Consider the following 18,155-nt stretch of genomic DNA (forward strand, 5'->3'; position numbering starts at 1 on the left):
TTGACGGCGAATCGGACGCGAGCCACGCCACGCGGTCAATGGAAGGTCAGCGTGACCGCCGAGACCAGCGTCGCCGCCGCCACGTCGTTTGCCGCATGCGCCGGCAGGGCGACCAGCACCACCCGATCCTCGCCGCTTCCTGCGCCCGTTGGCTTCTCAGACACCACCACGACGACGGCGTCTCGGGCGACCACGCTGGGTTTGGTATCAGCGGACATCGTCGGATCTGCGCTGGCCGTGAGCACGTCGACGACGTCGCCCGGGCGCACGAGGTTTAGTAGCGCCGGGTCGTCGAGGTGTAACGGCACGATCCGCGCATCGGGGCCCACCGCAGATTCGGCAAGGCGCGGACCCAACAGCCGAACGTCGGTGAGCGCTTCACCGCGCCGAGCCGGACCGGCCAACGTCGCTCCGACAACGGCGCCCAGGTCCGCGTGTGCGCCATCCGGAACCACTGTGGCAGAGCGAGATTGGATCTTGACGTCGTCGGCGCTGAGCTTCCTGCCCGGCGCCAGATCGTGCGCGGCGACGACGATGTCGGCGCGCTGGTCGTCGGGGTCTGGACGCAGGGCCGCGACGGCGGCCAGCACGACGAGCGCACCGGCCGCGGCCCGACGGGCCGCCAGCGTGCGGGTCCAGTCAGGGTGCAGCGCCTGTTGGAGCCGGCTCAACACCGACGGGTTCAGAGATTGCCCCATACCGCCAAACTAAGCGGCAGGCGACCACGATGGGCCGGGCAAGAGCCCGCCTGTGGATAACTGTGCGCGTTAGCTCGAAGCCGCTGCGGCCGGAGCCGAACTCGACGAGGCAGAGCTCGAGCTCGATTCGCTACTGGAAGTGGACTTGTCCGAGGAGGAGCTCGTGGAGCCGGCCGACGAACTCGTGGAGCTACTCGAGGAGCCGTTGGACGAGCTCTTGGCCGGCTCGCGGCTGTCGGTGCGATAGAAACCGCTGCCCTTGAAGACCACGCCCACGTTGCCGAACAGCTTGCGCAGCCGGCCGTTGCACTTGCTGCACGTGGTCAGTGCGGAGTCGCTGAAGGACTGCACGGCATCGAACCGATCGCCGCATTCAGTGCATGCATAAGAGTAGGTGGGCACGCGAACCTCCGAGGTGGTCAAACTACTTGGCACTCTAGCGCGTCAAGTGCTAGAACCGCTACGTGGGCTTGGTCATTCCCGCTCATCGACCAGCGCACGGCCGAGCGCGATCAGACCGCGCCGTGGCGTCAACGCGTGGGTCATCGGCACGTCGTGCGGCTCAGCAGGCAATTCGTCGAGTAGCTCCTCGTCGCGCACCACGGCGATCAGCTGCGTATCCGGGCCAGCCAGGCGCAGCGACCGGTCGTAGAACCCCGCGCCGCGGCCCAGCCGCACGCCGGCCCGGTCGACGGCAAGCGCAGGCACCAAAATCGTCGACGCACCGGCCACCGCCTCGGCGGCCAGCCACGGCGGAGCCGGTTCGCGCAACCCGAACCGCGCGTCGACCAACTCTCCCGGCCGGTACTGGCCCCACTGCAGTGGCAGCGGGATACCGGCGGCGTCATGCCGCGCTACCGGAAGCAACACCTCGACCCCCCGCCGATGCAGCGAATCAATGAGCTCCGACGAGCCCGGCTCGGAGCCGACAGGCACATAGGCACATACGGTTTGGCCGTCGGCCACCAGCGCGGTGAGGTGTGTCACCAAGGCGTGTGCGTCGGCGTCGTGCTCCTGTGGCGGCAGGGTCCGACGGGCCGAAAGGATCGCGGCCCGCAACTCCGTTTTCGTCACGCTCACCGCACCGCCTTTAAACAACAACCGTGGGGAGGTTAAACCAACGCGAGGAGGTTAATGTGTGAACGATGACACGGGGTTCGGTATCGATACCGCTCACGGCGGTAGTCCCAGCAGCCGGGTTGGGGACCCGGTTCCTGCCTGCGACGAAGACGGTGCCCAAAGAGCTGTTGCCGGTGGTGGACACGCCGGGCATCGAGCTCGTCGCTGCTGAGGCGGCGGAGGCCGGCGCCGAACGGTTGGTGATCATCACCTCCGAAGGTAAGGACAGCGTGGTCGCCCACTTCGTCGAGGACCTGGTGCTCGAGGGCACGTTGGAGGCGCGCGGTAAGAAATCGATGTTGGAAAAGGTGCGTCGCGCACCGGCGCTGATCAAGGTCGAGTCGGTGGTGCAGGCCGAACCGCTCGGTCTCGGCCACGCGGTGGGCTGCGTCGAAGACACGCTGGGGCCCGACGAAGACGCGGTGGCGGTGCTGCTGCCCGATGATCTGGTGGTGCCCAGCGGCGTGCTCGAGACCATGTCGAAGGTCCGAAGCAAGCGCGGCGGCTCGGTGCTCTGCGCGATCGAGGTCCCGGGCGAGGACATCAGCGCCTACGGCGTGTTCGACGTCGAAACCGTTCCGGACGCCGAAAACCCGGATGTGTTGCGGGTCAAGGGCATGGTGGAGAAACCCAAGGCCGAGGACGCGCCGTCGCCGTATGCCGCCGCGGGCCGATACATTCTGGACCGCGCGATATTCGATGCGATCAACCGCGTTTCGCCGGGGGCCGGCGGCGAAATCCAGCTGACCGATGCGATCGCGTTGTTGATCGATGAAGGACATCCCGTGCACGTGGTCGTGCACCGCGGCTCTCGACACGACCTGGGAAATCCCGGCGGCTACCTCAAGGCTGCGGTTGACTTTGCATTGCAGCGCGACGACTACGGACCTGAATTGCGGCGATGGTTGGTAGAGCGACTGGGCTTGACCGCACAGTAGAACCACACGCCGCGGCCGCCGGGTCGGCGACATTGGGGGATAGCCCCGCAAGGCAGAAAGGCGTGTTGTGCGTTCGGTGGAGGAGCAGCAGGCTCGGGTAGCGTCCGCCGCGGTGGCTCCCCGGCCGGTCCGGGTGGCGATCGCAGAGGCGCAAGGTCTGATGTGCGCCGAGGAGGTGGTCACCGAGCGTCCGCTGCCCGGCTTCGACCAGGCGGCCATCGACGGTTACGCGGTCCGCAGCGTGGATGTTCTCGGGGTGGACTCCGACGACTCCGATGACGACGACGACGCTGACGGCGGTCCGGTCGATCGGGAGATCAGCCTGCCGGTAATGGGTTTGATCGAGGCCGGCGCGCGCACCCCTAGCCGCTTGCAGCCGCGCCAGGCCGCGCGCGTGCAGACCGGTGCGCCGATGCCCACGCTGGCCGACGCGGTGCTGCCGCTGCGCTGGACCGACGGCGGCGACTCACGGGTGACCGTGCTGCGCGGCGTGCGGTCCGGGGCGTATGTCCGTCGTACCGGCGACGACGTGCAACCCGGCGACGTCGCCGTGCGGGCCGGCACGATCATCGGGCCCGCGCAGGTCGGCCTGCTGGCCGCGGTCGGGCGCGAACGCGTGCTGGTGCACCCTCGGCCGCGGCTGTCGGTGATGTGCGTCGGCGGCGAACTGGTCGACATCTCCCGGACGCCCGGAAACGGTCAGGTGTACGACGTGAACTCCTACGCGTTGGCTGCCGCAGGCCGCGATGCCGGTGCGGAGGTCAACCGTGTCGGCATCGTCGACGCCGACCCCACCAAACTCCGGGAAGTCGTCGAGGGCCAACTCAACCGGTCAGAGGCGCTGGTCATCGCGGGCGCTGTCGGTGGGGCCGCCGCCGAAGGGGTCCGGTCGGTGCTCGCCGAGTTGGGCGATATGGAAGTCACCCGCATCGCGATGCATCCCGGTTCGGTCCAGGGTTTCGGGCAGCTGGGAGCCGAAGGTGTACCGGTGTTTCTGCTGCCGGCCAACCCGGTCAGCGCGTTGGTGGTATTCGAGGTGATGGTGCGCCCACTGATCCGGTTGTCGCTGGGCAAGCGCCAGGCGCACCGACGGATCGTGCAGGCGCGCACCCTGTCGCCGATCAGCTCGGTGATCGGTCGCAAGGGCTATCTGCGGGGGCAGTTGATGCGCGACCAGGACACCGGCGAGTACCTGGTGCAGGCGCTCGGCGGCGCGCCGGGGGCGTCGTCGCATCTGCTGGCCACACTGGCCGAGGCGAACTGTCTGGTGATCGTGCCCAGCGAAGCCGAGCAGATCCGTACCGGCGAGATCGTCGACGTCGCGTTTCTGGCCCAACGCGGTTGATCAGCGCGGCCGACGTGAACTTCTGGCGGTCCAGTTCCTTACATCCAGGTTGGCCGCTGCCGGTCGGTCCGCTTCGGGTGCCCGCGGGCGTGGTGCGGTTGCGGCCGGTGCGGCTGCGCGACGGGGCGCAGTGGAGCCGTCTTCGGCTGGCCGATCAAGCGCACTTGGAGCGGTGGGAGCCCGCCACCGGGATGGATTGGAAAGCGCGCCATGCCGTTACGTCGTGGCCGGCGGTGTGTTCGGGATTGCGGGCGGAGGCGCGCAAAGGCCGCATGCTGCCCTACGTGATCGAACTCGACGGCCAGTTCTGCGGCCAGCTCACGATCGGGAACGTGACCCACGGAGCGCTGCGGTCGGCGTGGATCGGGTACTGGGTGGCCAGCGCGGTGACCGGCGGCGGGGTTGCGACGGCCGCGTTGGCGTTAGGTGTCGATCACTGCTTCGGGCAGGTTGCATTGCATCGCGTCGAGGCGACGGTGCGCCCGGAGAACGCGGCGAGCCGCGCGGTGCTTTCCAAGGTCGGTTTCCGCGAGGAGGGCCTGCTGCGGCGCTACCTCGACGTCGACGGCGCGTGGCGGGACCACTTGTTGGTCGCCATCACCGTCGAGGAGGTCAACGGTTCGGCATCCTCGACCCTGGTTCGCGCGGGCCGCGCGGCCTGGGTCTAGCCGCTTGTGCAGACGGCTTCTTCGCGAGGTGTACGGGAGGGCTGTGCGACGGGCCCAAATCACGACCCTGGCGTAGATCTCGCGACACAAACTTGTTACAAATGTGACATTTGTGACTGGTGGTGCTTGTCAGCAGTGAATTACAGGTGTGTAATTGTCTCGGCGCGCCATCCACGGATGCGCTGGTCACGGACCTAGCCTGATGGGGAAAGGAGCAGGCGCAATGCCAAGCATCCCCCAATCTCTGCTGTGGATCTCGCTCGTCGTCCTCTGGTTGTTCGTCCTCGTCCCGATGCTGATCAGCAAGCGGGACGCCGTGCGCCGTACCAGCGACGTGGCACTGGCGACGCGGGTGCTCAACAGCAGCCGCAATGCGCGGCTGTTGCGACGACCTCGGGTCGCGGCGGGCCACGCGAGCGATCCGGACTGGCGGCCGACCGAGACCGATCTCGACGACGACCTCGACGACGCGGACGACGAAGAGCCGGCCCGGCCCGCCGAACGATCCCTGGTGCACGCGGCGGTGGTCGAGGTCGAGCGCGACGAGGAATCGGAATACCTCGATGTGGACGTGATCGGGGAGGGTGCCCTGCCCGTCGGCGAGTCCGCGATGGCCGAGGATGAAGAGCCCGAAGCCGAAACCGGTGAGTTGACACTGGAATTCGACGAGCCGGCCGAGGAAGAGGCCGACGGCACCGACGACGAGTACGAGTACGTTGACGATTCGTCGGGACTCGAGGCGCCCTCGGAAACCGATTTGCAGCTCGCCGACTCGATGACTGCGGCCAGGCGACGCAGGCACGAATCCAATACGGCCGCCGCGGTCAGTGCCCGCAAGTACAAGTTCCGCAAGCGGATGCTGACCACGATGGCGGCGATGCTGGTGGTATCGGCGATCGCGGCGGCGACGTTGTCACCGTCGTTGTGGTGGCTGTGTGGCGCGGTCGGTGGCGTGACGGTGCTGTACCTGGGGTATCTGCGCCGTCAGACCCGCATCGAGGAGCGGCTGCGGCGGCGCAGGGCCCAGCGGATCGCCCGCTCGCGGTTGGGTGTGGAGAACACCCTCGACAGCGAGTTCGACGTCGTGCCGGCACGGCTGCGGCGGCCGGGTTCTGTGGTGTTGGAGATCGACGACGAGGATCCCGACTTCGAGCACCTGGAATACGTGGCGTTCGCCCGAGGGTTCGACCTACCGCGGGCCGCAGGCCAGTAGTCAGCGGTTTTTTGCCACCGCGGGCTGGCTGGTAGCCTGCTACCGGTACCAGGGGCTATGGCGCAGTTGGTAGCGCGACTCGTTCGCATCGAGTAGGTCAGGGGTTCGATTCCCCTTAGCTCCACCACCCATTACCTGAGTTCAGACCTCGAATTCTCGAGCGGACTCGTCGCGCGGCGAGTCTCGAAGTCCTAAAGCTCAACCCGTCAGGGGTGAGTGACGAGATAGGTCTCGTTGCTCAGGTCGGCGGTGAGTTCCCCGACGTTGAACGGCCGGTCCAGCCGAGCGTGCAGTGCTTCGGGGTCGATGAGAAGGCTGATCTCCGCGGTCTGGCGGGCGAAGAATCTTCCGATGAGTGGGTAGATCCGACGCATCATCGCACGCTCTGCTGCCGTGCACCGCGATGCGCAATACCCGACATGGCCGATTTCGTCGGTCAGGATCTCGCTGTACAGCAGCCCGATCCGGTCGGCGACTTCGGGTTCGTCGGCGAACAGCTGGACTCCGACGCGGCGCAGCTCGTCGAACATGATGCAGCCGGCCATCTCTGCGGCCCCGACGAACATGAAGCTGAGCCGCTCCGGAACGAACACGCCGGTCTTGACGAACTGCCGCATCAAAAACGGCGGCGGGACCACCTGGAACGTCAGGTCGAAGACATCGAGAGCGTATGCCAGCAGCCGCGTGTGGTAGTGTTCCTCGAGTTCGAGGTAGACGTTCTCCGGCGGCAGATTCTCATCGCTGTTGCGCCCGTAGGTTTCGCCGAGCCCGACGCCGAAGCGTTCTGCCTGATTCAGTTTTGCGGTCGCCAGCAGAAACAGCATCTTGCGGTCCAGGCCCGGCTCGGGGCGCCGGCGACGCAGATTGCGCAGAAAGGTCGACCGGTCGGCGGGATGGGCCGATCGAACGGGGTTGGCCTCCAGCTCGCTGAAGAACTGCTCCCGATTCGCCAGCCGCCGATTGAGCAGGTCGGCTGCACCGTCGCGCCTGGCTAGAAACTCCCGGTAGCCTTCGATGCCCGTAGTATTCATCGCTTCTCCATTCCCTTGACAATCGTTGTCACATAACGGCGTAACACCGCAGGGTCGTGTGCTCCCGTGGCTAAGAGGGCGAAAAGGCCTGTCGAGAAGAAGATTCCGAGTTCTACGGGGTCCGCAGACGCGGTAACCTGGCCGACCTCTTGTGCTCGTCTGATCAGAGCGATCACAAATTCGGCGAGTGGGTGTCGCACCAGCTCGTCCTCGACAGGACGTGTCGCCGAGAAATGCAATCCCAGCATGTCGCGGAAAACGACTGTACCCAAACGTTGTTCAGCGTCTAGCACATGATTCACCACCTGTGAGAGCACAGACTCCAGATCGCCCTCGGCTTCGCCGAGCTCACTGACGATTTGCGTCTCCTCGGCGCGCTCCAACTCGACGAGGACATGTTCCTTCGTCGGGAAGTGGAAGTAAAACGTTCCTCTCGCCACACCCGCCGCCCCGGCGATGGCGCTGACATCGGCGTCGGCCAAACCGCGCTGGGCGATTTCGGCCAGCGCGGCGTCAAACAACCGTGCCCGCGTTTGAAGCCGTCGCGCCTCCCGGACGCCGCCGGGCGATCCGGTCAGCGAGGCGCGCGAGGGCATGCAGGAACCCTACGCGCTCCGCTGACGATCGTCAATGACAAGTGTCAACCAAAATGGGCGCGGCCGGACACCGCCGGCTACGTGATCGTCACACCGCCGTCGACGACGATCGTTTGTCCGGTCACGTAACCCCCGGCTTCGGAGGCCAGCCAGATCAACGCCGCCGACAACTCGTCCGGGTTGCCAACCCGTTGCAGCACAACGCGAGCCGCGAGTGTCTGTTCGAGATATCCGGGCACGTACTGATCGGTCATCTCCGAGTGGAAGAACCCCGGCGCGATGGCATTGACGCGAATCCCCTTGCGTGAGCCCCACTGCTGGGCCAGATCACGGGTGAGCCCGATGACGGCGGCCTTGCTTGCGCTGTAAGCCGCCTGCGGCAGACTCGCCGTCGTCAGGCCCAGCACGCTGGAGATGTTGATGATCGAGCTGCCCGGCTGCATCACCCTGCCGCACGCCTGAGCGGTCCAGTACGACCCGTGCAGGTTGATGTCGACCACCGAGCGGAACTCTTCGGGGGTCTCCCGGGTGGCCGGAACCGCCGTGCCCACACCGGCGTTGTTGACCAGCACGTCGACCCGGCCGAACTCCTCCATGGCCGCCTCGACGAGGGCGGTGCACTGCTGCGGGTCGGTGACGTCGGTGGGCACGATCAGCGCGCGGCGCCCCGCGCTGCGGACGAGGTCGGCTGTGCCACTGAGCTTCTCGGCGCGTCGAGCCGCCAACACCACGTCAGCTCCCGCCTGTGCGCACGCCTCGGCGAATGACACACCCAAGCCCGACGACGCTCCGGTGATGATGACAACTTTGTCATCGAGCCGAAACCTGTCCAGAATCGTCATCGTATTGGCCCTTTCGCGTAAGCGGGTTGTCGTCCGGAGACATCCTCACCTGGCGACCTACGCGAGCCGCAACGGGGCTACCCGACCGGTTCCGGCTAGAAGATCAGACCGTTGGCCCTGCTGGTCGCCGCGGCGAACCGGTCCTGGACATCGGCCCAGTTCACGACATTCCAAAACGCCCTGACGTAGTCGACTTTGACGTTCTTGTACTGCAGGTAATAGGCGTGCTCCCACATGTCGACCTGCAGCAGCGGAATGATGCCGAGCGGCACGTTGGCCTGCTGGTCATAGAGTTGGAAGGTGAGCATCCGCTGGCCCAGCGTGTCATAGCCCAGCACCGCCCAGCCCGAGCCCTGCAGCCCGTTGGCGGCCGCGGTGAACTGTGCCTGGAACTTGTCGAACGAGCCGAACTGGTCGTCGATCGCCGAGGCGAGGTCGCCGGTGGGCTTGTCTCCGCCGTTAGGCGACAAATTCTTCCACCAGATCGAGTGGTTGACGTGTCCGCCGAGGTGGAAAGCGAGGTTTTTCTCGTGCAGGAAGATCGCCGAGTAATCACCGTTGGCGCGGGCTTCCTCGAGCTTGGCCAGCGCGTCGTTGACGCCCTTCACGTACGTGGCGTGGTGCTTGCCGTGGTGGATCTCGTTGATCTGACCCGAGATGTGGGGCTCCAGCGCGCCGTAGTCGTAGTCGAGGTCCGGCAGCGTGTACTCGGCCATGAGCTTCCTTTCCGTTGTTCAGTTGTCGTGCCTGTACCCGCAGCCGCGCGGTTCTCACAGGGGCACCGAGGTGGGCAGCATATGGCCTGGCCAGCTCTTCTGTCCAGCTGTTCATATGTTCATGTGCTAGGTTGGCGCCCGCGGGTCGGTCGTGTGCGACGTCGATGCAGCACATCGGAACCGACTTATTTTCGAGCGGTAGCTGGCGCTGCGGCCGACCCGCTCCAATGTTCGCCAGGCGCGGCCAGACGCCGGTGTGAGCACCGCTACCGAAGGGGCCCCCACCCGGCGCAGGCTTGCTTACACGTTGCTGTGAGGAGCCTGAGAGACGTCGCTTCGGTGCCCGACGAGGGGTTGAACGATTTTAATGAGGGGCACTAAGTATTTGCGAAATTTGCCTTTTCTTGCACTTCTCTTTGTCGATAAATTTGCCATTCCCGCGCAGCCGTAGGCCGAATCCCGGCAAACCCCCACGTCGAGCCGGACGGTGTGACGAATGTCACCGGGAGGCGAAAAATTGCCATGAGTAAACGGCTGGGAAGAAGGCTCAGAAGGACAGCGTCATCTCAGCCACCGATTGTTCGCGCCCGAACCGTAACGCAACCGTTGCCGGATCGATCTGATCGGCGGCCCCAGGTGGGCCCTTCTGCAGCCTCCGGCGATGGTATCAAACTCTTTGCCTAGCCTGCCTAAAGCGGCATATAACAGCAGGATATTGACCTGCCCGTTATTTCAGGAGGGTTTGCTGACTGCGGGGCCGATGTGCCGGTCATTTGGGTGGGGAGCGAATCTGGGAAATATGTCCCATCTCTGGGAATCGCCTGCTAGATTGACGCGCATGCTCGATCTCACTGGCCCGAAGCAAACCAGCTCCACAGCAGCGTGGCCACCGGATCTGTTCACGGTCGACATCCGCGGCTCGTTTGCGGATTCGGCGATGCCTTCTGAGGGCGACCGCGCAAACTGCGGAATAGTTGCCGTCATCAGGGACTCGTGGCGGTCCCGCGGGCGGTGCAGCTGCGGTTGGCAGGGGAGGCAACATTTGTTGTCAGCGATCGCGGTTTATGATGCGCATCTACATGCGGCCAGCAACCAATGTCGGCCGGCGGTGCCATTAGTATTCAGGAGTTGAGACAGGGCGCGACTTTCGCTTTATTCTGTTCCAGTCGCATTCAGTGCTCACTCCTGAGAGAGGTTTACAGACGTGGGTGAAACGCGCACAATTTCCGTCGCTGTAATCGGAATGTCGTGCCGCCTTCCGGGGGGCATTGTGTCCCCTGAACAGCTATGGGAAGCGTTGCTGCGTGGCGACGACTTCGTCACTGAGGTGCCTGCCGAGCGCTGGGATGCCGAGCAGTACTACGACCCGGAGCCGGGTGTGCCCGGTCGATCGGTCTCCAAGTGGGGCGCCTTCCTCGACGACGTGGCGGGCTTCGACGCCGACTTTTTCGGGATCACCTCCCGTGAGGCGACGGCCATCGACCCGCAGCATCGTCTGCTGCTGGAGACCGCTTGGGAGGCGGTGGAGCACGCAGGCGTGAACCCGACGACGCTGACCGGGTCGAAGGCCGGCGTGTTCATGGGCGTCACGCACAACGACTACGCGTACCTGGCCGCCGACACCCAGACGTTGGAGGGGCCGTACGGGTTCACCGGCACGAGCTTCAGCCTGGCCTCGGGACGGATCGCCTATGCGCTCGGCGTCCACGGACCCGCCTACACGGTGGACACCGCCTGCTCTTCGGGGTTGAGCGCGATCCACATGGCCTGCCGCAGCCTGCAGGACGGCGAAAGCGACCTCGCGCTGGCCGGCGGGGTGTCGGTCCTGCTCGAACCCCGCAAGGCGGCAGGCGGGTCGGCGGCGGGCATGTTGTCACCGACCGGCCACTGCCGCGCGTTCGACGAAGCCGCCGACGGCTTCGTCTCCGCCGAGGGCTGCGTCGTACTCACCCTCAAACGGCTCGACGACGCGCTCGAGGCGGGTGACCGCGTCATGGCGGTCATCAAGGGCACCGCGGTGAACCAGGACGGCCGCACGGTCAACATCGCCACGCCGTCCTCGGAGGCGCAGACCGCGGTGTACCGGGCCGCGTTGGCGGCCGCCGGCGTGGAGGGGAGCACCGTCGGGCTGGTGGAGGCGCACGGCACCGGAACCCCGGTCGGCGACCCTCTCGAATACGCCAGCGTGGCAGACGTGTACGGTACCGACGGACCTTGTGCGCTGGCATCGGTCAAGACGAACTTCGGTCATACGCAATCGGCCGCGGGCGCGCTGGGCATGATGAAGGCCGTACTGGCCGTGCAGCACGGCATCATCCCGCAGAACCTGCATTTCGACCGTCTGCCTGATGAGCTGACCGAGATCGAGACGCATCTTTTCGTACCCCAGTCGACGACGGCGTTTCCGACCAACGGCCAGCAGCCGCGGCGGGCGGCGGTCTCGGCGTACGGGTTGTCCGGGACGAACGCGCACGCGATCGTCGAGCAGCCCCCGAAGCCGGTGGCGCCGCAGAAACCGGATGCTGCCACCGGACCGCTGCTGTTCGCCTTGTCGTCGACGTCGGCCCATGAACTGCGCCGCACTTCAGGCAATCTGGCCGACTGGCTGGCCAAGAGCGGCGACGGCAATGGGCGGGGGCCGGCCGTCGACCTGTTCGACCTCGGTTACACGCTGTCACGTCGGCGTGGTCACCGCTCGGTGCGTACCTCGGTCATCGCCGGCGGTCGCGAGGAACTGATCGCCGCGCTGCGGGGAGTGGCCGACGGCGAAAGCCCCTACCAGGCCGCCGTCGGCCAGGACGACCGCGGACCGGTGTGGGTGTTCTCCGGGCAGGGCTCGCAGTGGGCCGGCATGGGCGCCGAGCTTCTCTCGCGCGAGCCGGTGTTCGCTTCGACCGTCGCCGAACTGGAGGACTTGATCCGCCAAGAGTCGGATTTCTCCGTTACAGAGGCGATGTCGGCGCCGGAAACCGTCACCGGCATCGACCAGGTGCAGCCGACTGTTTTCGCGGTCCAGGTGGCCTTGGCCGCGACGATGAAGTCGTACGGCGTCACCCCCGGCGCGGTGATCGGACACTCCATGGGTGAGGTGGCCGCCGCGGTCGTGGCGGGCGCGCTGACGCTGCAGGACGGGGTCAAGGTCATCTGCCGACGGTCGGCGCTGATGTCGCGTATCGCCGGCTCCGGCGCGATGGCGTCGGTGGAACTGCCTGCCTCCCAAGTTCTTTCCGAGCTGGCTGCGCGTGGCATCACCGATGTGTCCCTCGCGGTGGTCGCCTCACCGCAGTCGACCGTCATCGGTGGCGCCACACAGTCGGTGCGCGACCTGGTCGCCGGCTGGGAGCAGCGCGACGTGATGGCGCGCGAGGTGGCCGTGGACGTCGCATCTCACTCGCCGCAGGTCGATCCGATCCTCGACGAGCTCGAAGCGGCGCTTGCCGACCTCGACCCGATGCAGCCCGAGATCCCGTACTACTCCGCGACGCTGTACGACCCGCGCGACGAGCCGGAGTGGGACGCCTACTACTGGGTGGACAACCTGCGCCACACCGTGCGGTTCGCCGCCGCGGTGCAGGCGGCGCTCGAGGACGGCTACCGGGTATTCGGCGAGCTGTCCCCGCATCCGCTGCTGACCCACGCCGTCGACCAAACCGCGCGCGGCCTCGACGTTCCGCTGACAGTGCTGGCGGCGATGCGCCGCGAACAGCAGTTGCCGTTTGGGCTGCGACAACTGGTCGCCGACGTCCACAATGCCGGTGCCGCAGTCGATTTCTCGGTGCTGTACCCGGCCGGGCGGCTGGTCGACGCACCGCTGCCAACCTGGACGCATGAGTCGTTGCTGCTCGACCGCGACGGTCAAGACGTGGCCGCCCGCGGCGGCTGCTCGGTTTCTGTGCACCCGCTGCTGGGTTCGCACGTCGTGCTGCCCGAAGAACCCGAGCGCCACGTGTGGCAGGGCGAGGTCGGTACGGAGGCCCAACCGTGGCTCGGCGACCACCAAGTCCACGAGGTGGCGGTGCTACCGGGTGCGGCCTACTGCGAGATGGCTCTGGCCGCAGCGCGTACCGCGCTTGGTGAAACCGCCGAGGTTCGCGACATCGTCTTCGAGCAGATGCTGATACTCGATGAGTCGACGCCGATTTCGGCATCCGCATCCGCGCTCGCGTCCGGGATCCTCGACTTCGCGGTGGAGACCTATGAGGCCGGCGAACGTACCCGACGCGCACATGCGGTGCTGCACGCCGAGGTGGCGACGGGTGAATCCGCTACTCACGACATCGACGCGCTGCTGACGGCGCACGCCGACGGTGTCGACGGCGCTGATCTGCGGGCAGCCTTCGGCGCGTTGGGAATCCATCACGGGGCCGCCTTCTCCGGTTTGGCCACCGCCTACACCGCAGACGGTGCCGAGCCCACGGTGCTGGCCGCCGTCGCGCTGCCCGGACCGCTGCGGGCGCACCAAGGCGCCTATGGGGTGCACCCGGCGCTGCTCGACGCCTGCTTCCAATCGGTCGTCGCGCATCCGGTCGCTCAGAACGCCGCCACCGGTGGCATGCTGCTGCCGCTGGGCGTGCGCCGGTTGCGCGCCAACGGCTCGGCCCGCAACGCGCAGTACTGCTACAGCCGGATCGTCAAGGCAGACGCCGAAGGCATCGAGGCGAACCTCGACATCCTCGACGAGCGCGGCGCAATCCTGTTGAGCTTGGAAGGTTTACGGCTCGGCTCCGGCGCTTCGCAGAAGGCTCAGGCGGACCGCGTACTCAACGAGCGGCTGCTGAGCATCGAGTGGGACCAGCACGAGCTGCCCGAAGCCGACTCCGTCGACGCCGGATCGTGGCTGTTGATCGACACCAGCATCAACGGAGACATCCTCACCGCCGCACTCGGCGATGCACTGAAGACAGCGGGAGCTGAGTGCACGACGATGACCTGGCCATCGCAGGGTGACCACCAGACCAACGCCGAGTTACTGACGTCCTACGTCAGTGAGCAGGTGCTGACCGGCGTGGTGGTAGTGCCCGATCTCGCCGATGGTGGCGGCGTCGCCGAGGCGGCCGTGCGTGGTGGCGAGCATGTCCGCCACCTGGTGCGGATGATCCGCGAACTGCCCGAAGCGCCGGGCGAGCCCCCGCGCCTCTACGTCATCACCCGCAACGCGCAATGCGTTGTGGCCGACGAGGTTCCGAACCTCGAACATTCCGGTTTGCGCGGTTTTGTACGTGCGATGGGGATGGAGCATCCGCGGCTGCGCGCCAGCCAGATCGACGTGGATGAGACGACCGGCGCCGACCACTTGGCTCGCCAGTTGCTGGCTGGCTCCGACGAGGACGAGACGGCGTGGCGCGACGGGCGCTGGTACACCGCGCGGTTGTGCCCGGCGCCGCTGCGCGCCGACGAGCGGTATACCGCAACCGGAGACAACGAACACGACGGCATGCGGTTGCAGGTCCGCACGCCGGGCGACCTGGAGTCGCTGGAAATGGTTTCGTTCGAACGTGTTGCGCCGGGTCCGGGCGAGATCGAGGTCGCAGTCAGCGCATCCAGCATCAACTTCGTCGACGTGCTTGTCGCGTTCGGGCGGTGCCCGAGCTTCGACGGGCGGCTGCCGGAACTGGGTTCGGAATTCGGCGGTGTGGTCACCGCCGTCGGCCCGGGGGTGACGACTCACCGCGTGGGAGACCGCGTCGGTGGGGTGTCGGCCAACGGCTGCTGGGGCAACTACGTGATCTGCGAGGCCAACTTGGCGACGCCGTTGCCCGCCGGGCTGGAGGAGCACCAGGCCGCAGCGGTGGGCCTCGCATACGGCACCGTGTGGCTCGGTCTGCAGGAGCTGGCGAGGATCTCCTCGACCGACAAGGTGTTGATCCATTCCGCGACCGGTGGTGTCGGCCAAGCGGCGATCGCGGTGGCACGCGCCGCTGGCGCGGAGATCTACGCCACGGCGGGCAGCGAGGCGCGACGACAGCTGCTGCGCGACTGGGGTATCGAACATGTCTACGACTCGCGCAGCACCGAATTCGCCGACCAGATCCGCCGCGACACCGACGGCTATGGCGTGGACATCGTGCTGAACTCGGTGACCGGTGCCGCGCAGCGCGCCGGTTTGGAGCTGCTCGCCTTCGGCGGGCGGTTCCTCGAGATCGGCAAGCGCGACATCTACGGCGATACGCGGGTGGGTCTGTTCCCGTTCCGCCGCAACCTGTCGTTCTATGCGATCGACCTCGCGTTGATGACCGTGACGCATCCGGACAAGGTTCGCGGCCTGCTGGAAAAGGTCTACCAGCTGACCGCCGACGGTTCACTGCCGCTGCCGGACATCACGCGCTATCCGCTCGCCGACGCCGCGAGTGCGATCCGCAAGATCGGCGGCGCCCAGCACACTGGGAAGTTGGTGCTCGACGTCGCACGCACCGGCACCACCGAGGTGATGGTGCCGCCGGAAGAGGCTCCGACCTTCCGTTCCGACGGTGCGTATATCGTCACCGGCGGCCTCGGTGGTCTGGGCCTGTTCCTCGCCGAGAAGATGGCTGAAAAGGGTTGCGGGCGCATCGTTCTCACCTCGCGGAGCCAGCCGAGTACGAAAGCACAGGAGATCGTCGACCTCATCAGGTCCACGGGCGCCGACATCGTGGTCGAGTGTGGCGACATCGCCGCGCAGGGTACGGCCGACCGGTTGGTGGCCGCGGCGACGGCGACCGGACTACCGGTGCGCGGCGTGCTGCACGCGGCCGCGGTCGTCGAGGACGCCACCCTTCCTAACATCACGGACGAGCTCGTTGAACGTGACTGGGCGCCAAAGGCATACGGCGCGTGGAACCTGCATCGCGCTACGGAGGGTCAGCCACTGGACTGGTTCTGCTCGTTCTCGTCAGCAGCCGCGCTGGTGGGCTCGCCGGGTCAGGGGGCCTACGCCGCCGCCAACAGCTGGCTGGACGCGTTCACGCGTTGGCGCCGGGCCCAAGGTCTGCCTGCCAACGCCATCGCATGGGGTGCCTGGGGCGAGATCGGTCGCGGTACCGCGATGGCCGAAAACGATGCGGCGATCCTTCCCGACGAGGGCGCCTACGCCTTCGAGTCCCTGCTGCGGTATGACCGGGTGTACACCGGTTACGCCCCCATCCTCGGGACGCCCTGGTTGACCGCCTTCGCGCAACGCAGCCCGTTCGCGTCGGCATTCAAGTCGGCAGGTCAAAGCTCCAGCGAGGGACGGAAACTCCGGGCGGAGCTGGCCGCGCTTCCACGCGACGAGTGGCCAACTCATCTGAGGCGGCTGATCTCAGAGCAGGTTGGTTTGATCCTGCGGCGCGCGATCGATCCGGACCGCCCGCTGTCCGAATACGGGCTCGACTCGCTCGGCAATCTCGAGCTGCGCACTCGGCTCGAGGCGGAAACGGGAATCCGCATCACGGCAATGGGGGTCAACACGGTTCGCGCACTGGCCGATAGTCTTTGCGAAACACTCGCGGCGGACGACACGGTCGCGGCGTCAACATGACGACGGCACCGAAGTAGGAGGCGGAAGAATTGTTCGCGCTAGAAGCAATCCACGAGTGGGTGGACGCTCCGGGCCAACTCATCACCTGGGATCCGTCACCGGCCACGCTTGCGAAGGTCAGCGAGGCGCCCATCGCCGATGTGCCGGCCAGTTACCAGCAGGCCCAACATCTTCGGAGCTACCGTGCACACGCGGCCCGCGGCACCGAGATGGCGCGGCTGACGATTCCGGCGTGGAACATCGCCGGACGCTGTGATGTCCGGGCGATGACGCATGTGCTCAACGCCTACCTTCGGCGCCACGACACGTTCCGCAGCTGGTTCCAGTTCACCGACGATGACCGCATCGTGCGGCGCGCGCTGCGCAACCCCAAGGACATCAAGTTCGTCGCGTCCGAGCGGGGGGAGAAGTCGTCTGCGCAGTGGCGCGAACACATCCTGGCTACACCGTCTCCGTTGCACTGGGATTGCTTCCGGTTCGGCATCATTCAACGCGCCGACCATTTCACGTTCTGGATGAGCGTGGACCATCTGCACGTCGATGCCATGTTCATGGGCTTGGCGTTCGTGGAGATCCACATGATGTACAACGCGCTGGTCGGCGGCGGAGCACCGATCCCGCTGCCGGAGGCAGGCAGCTATGAGGACTACTGCATCCGGCAGCGAGAGTTCACCTCCTCGCTGACCTTGGACTCGCCGCAAGTCAACGAGTGGATCAAGTTCGCAAGGGGCAACAACGGAACCCTTCCGCAGTTCCCGCTTCCGCTCGGTGATCCGGCGGTACCTTGCGATGGCGATCTGCTGACGGTTTCGTTGATGGACGAAAAGCAATCGGACCGCTTTGAATCGGCGTGCATCAAGGCCGGTGCCCGGTTCATCGGCGGAGTGTTCGCCGCAGCTGCGATGGCCGAACATCAGCTCACCGGTGCCGACACCTACCACGTCATCACCCCGACCAGCACGCGAAGCACCCAAGCCGAGGTGATGACGACGGGTTGGTTCACCGGCACGGTGCCCATCACCGTGCCCGTCACGCTGACATCGTTCACCGAAACCGCAAGGGCCGCACAGGCATCCTTCGATTCGGGTCTGGCCCTGGCGCATGTGCCGTTTGACCGGGTTCTCGAACTGGCGGCGGAAGCGCGCGGCTTGACGCAGCCGAAGCCGGGCGTGCCGATGATCTCCTACCTCGACGCCACCATTGCGCCGCTGTCGCCTGCCGTGGTCGCCGAGTGGAACGGCTTGAACGGCAAGATCTACAGCGAACTGGGCGCAGCTCATCAGGTCGGCATGTGGATCAACCGTTTTGGCAACGGCACTTCGGTCACGCTGGCCTTCCCCAACAATCCGATCGCGCGCGAATCGGTCACCCGCTACGTCGACGCGATGAAGGCGATCTTCGTCCGCGTCGCCGAGGGCCGCGGTGAACTGGCGACGGCATCCGACCTTGTTGGCGTCATCCAGAAGTCGTTCTGAACCGCGCAGTTCGACGGAC

The 18,155-nt window shown here is 66.3% G+C and carries 13 protein-coding genes and 1 tRNA gene; 7 read left to right on the forward strand and 7 right to left on the reverse strand.

Annotated features, from left to right (window positions below; all coding sequences use genetic code 11):
• Positions 1 to 35: 35 nt before the first annotated feature.
• From ABQE44_RS02010 to ABQE44_RS02020, 3 genes are all read right to left on the reverse strand, one after another.
• A complete protein-coding gene (locus ABQE44_RS02010; RefSeq protein WP_448428011.1) occupies positions 36 to 698 on the reverse strand; it encodes an SAF domain-containing protein in 663 nt (220 codons plus the stop codon).
• A gap of 69 nt (positions 699 to 767) precedes the next feature.
• Entirely contained in the window at positions 768 to 1,100 is a 333-nt protein-coding gene (locus ABQE44_RS02015; protein WP_448393556.1) for an FmdB family zinc ribbon protein, read from the reverse strand.
• Positions 1,101 to 1,172: 72 nt separating this feature from the next.
• Positions 1,173 to 1,778 carry a 5-formyltetrahydrofolate cyclo-ligase gene (locus tag ABQE44_RS02020; RefSeq protein ID WP_448393152.1) on the reverse strand — a complete coding sequence of 202 codons (606 nt, stop codon included), beginning with the start codon at positions 1,776 to 1,778 and terminating at the stop codon, positions 1,173 to 1,175.
• A 65-nt stretch (positions 1,779 to 1,843) separates the two neighbouring features.
• Between ABQE44_RS02020 and ABQE44_RS02025 the strand changes: the two genes are divergently transcribed.
• The 5 genes from ABQE44_RS02025 (at position 1,844) to ABQE44_RS02045 (ending at position 6,108) form a co-directional block, all read left to right on the forward strand.
• Positions 1,844 to 2,755 carry a UTP--glucose-1-phosphate uridylyltransferase gene (locus ABQE44_RS02025; protein ID WP_448428013.1) on the forward strand — a complete coding sequence of 304 codons (912 nt, stop codon included), beginning with the start codon at positions 1,844 to 1,846 and terminating at the stop codon, positions 2,753 to 2,755.
• Positions 2,756 to 2,822: 67 nt separating this feature from the next.
• Positions 2,823 to 4,100: a molybdotransferase-like divisome protein Glp gene (gene glp / locus ABQE44_RS02030; RefSeq protein ID WP_448393154.1), complete on the forward strand. Its 1,278-nt coding sequence runs from the start codon at positions 2,823 to 2,825 to the stop codon at positions 4,098 to 4,100.
• 14 nt (positions 4,101 to 4,114) lie between these two features.
• Entirely contained in the window at positions 4,115 to 4,768 is a 654-nt protein-coding gene (locus ABQE44_RS02035; protein ID WP_448393155.1) for a GNAT family N-acetyltransferase, read from the forward strand.
• A 223-nt stretch (positions 4,769 to 4,991) separates the two neighbouring features.
• Positions 4,992 to 5,981, forward strand: coding sequence for a divisome protein SepX/GlpR (gene sepX / locus ABQE44_RS02040; protein WP_448393156.1), 990 nt, complete (start codon positions 4,992 to 4,994; stop codon positions 5,979 to 5,981).
• A 51-nt stretch (positions 5,982 to 6,032) separates the two neighbouring features.
• Positions 6,033 to 6,108, forward strand: a tRNA-Ala gene (locus ABQE44_RS02045).
• A gap of 79 nt (positions 6,109 to 6,187) precedes the next feature.
• On the opposite strand, the gene ABQE44_RS02050 is transcribed toward ABQE44_RS02045, so the two are convergent.
• The 4 genes from ABQE44_RS02050 to ABQE44_RS02065 form a co-directional block, all read right to left on the reverse strand.
• A complete protein-coding gene (locus tag ABQE44_RS02050) occupies positions 6,188 to 7,012 on the reverse strand; it encodes a hypothetical protein (RefSeq protein WP_448393157.1) in 825 nt (274 codons plus the stop codon).
• Positions 7,009 to 7,608: a TetR/AcrR family transcriptional regulator gene (locus ABQE44_RS02055; protein ID WP_448393158.1), complete on the reverse strand. Its 600-nt coding sequence runs from the start codon at positions 7,606 to 7,608 to the stop codon at positions 7,009 to 7,011. Before ABQE44_RS02055 ends, ABQE44_RS02050 begins: the two co-directional genes overlap by 4 nt.
• Positions 7,609 to 7,685: 77 nt before the next feature.
• Positions 7,686 to 8,450 carry an SDR family NAD(P)-dependent oxidoreductase gene (locus tag ABQE44_RS02060; RefSeq protein WP_448393159.1) on the reverse strand — a complete coding sequence of 255 codons (765 nt, stop codon included), beginning with the start codon at positions 8,448 to 8,450 and terminating at the stop codon, positions 7,686 to 7,688.
• Between the two features lie 95 nt (positions 8,451 to 8,545).
• Positions 8,546 to 9,166 carry a superoxide dismutase gene (locus ABQE44_RS02065; protein ID WP_448393160.1) on the reverse strand — a complete coding sequence of 207 codons (621 nt, stop codon included), beginning with the start codon at positions 9,164 to 9,166 and terminating at the stop codon, positions 8,546 to 8,548.
• Between the two features lie 1,204 nt (positions 9,167 to 10,370).
• Between ABQE44_RS02065 and pks2 the strand changes: the two genes are divergently transcribed.
• Both pks2 and ABQE44_RS02075 read left to right on the forward strand, forming a co-directional pair.
• Positions 10,371 to 16,661 carry a sulfolipid-1 biosynthesis phthioceranic/hydroxyphthioceranic acid synthase gene (gene pks2, locus ABQE44_RS02070; protein WP_448428015.1) on the forward strand — a complete coding sequence of 2,097 codons (6,291 nt, stop codon included), beginning with the start codon at positions 10,371 to 10,373 and terminating at the stop codon, positions 16,659 to 16,661.
• Positions 16,662 to 16,690: 29 nt separating this feature from the next.
• Entirely contained in the window at positions 16,691 to 18,136 is a 1,446-nt protein-coding gene (locus tag ABQE44_RS02075) for a condensation domain-containing protein (RefSeq protein WP_448428017.1), read from the forward strand.
• Positions 18,137 to 18,155 lie beyond the last annotated feature (19 nt).

Source organism: Mycolicibacterium sp. XJ2546 (genome assembly GCF_053483195.1).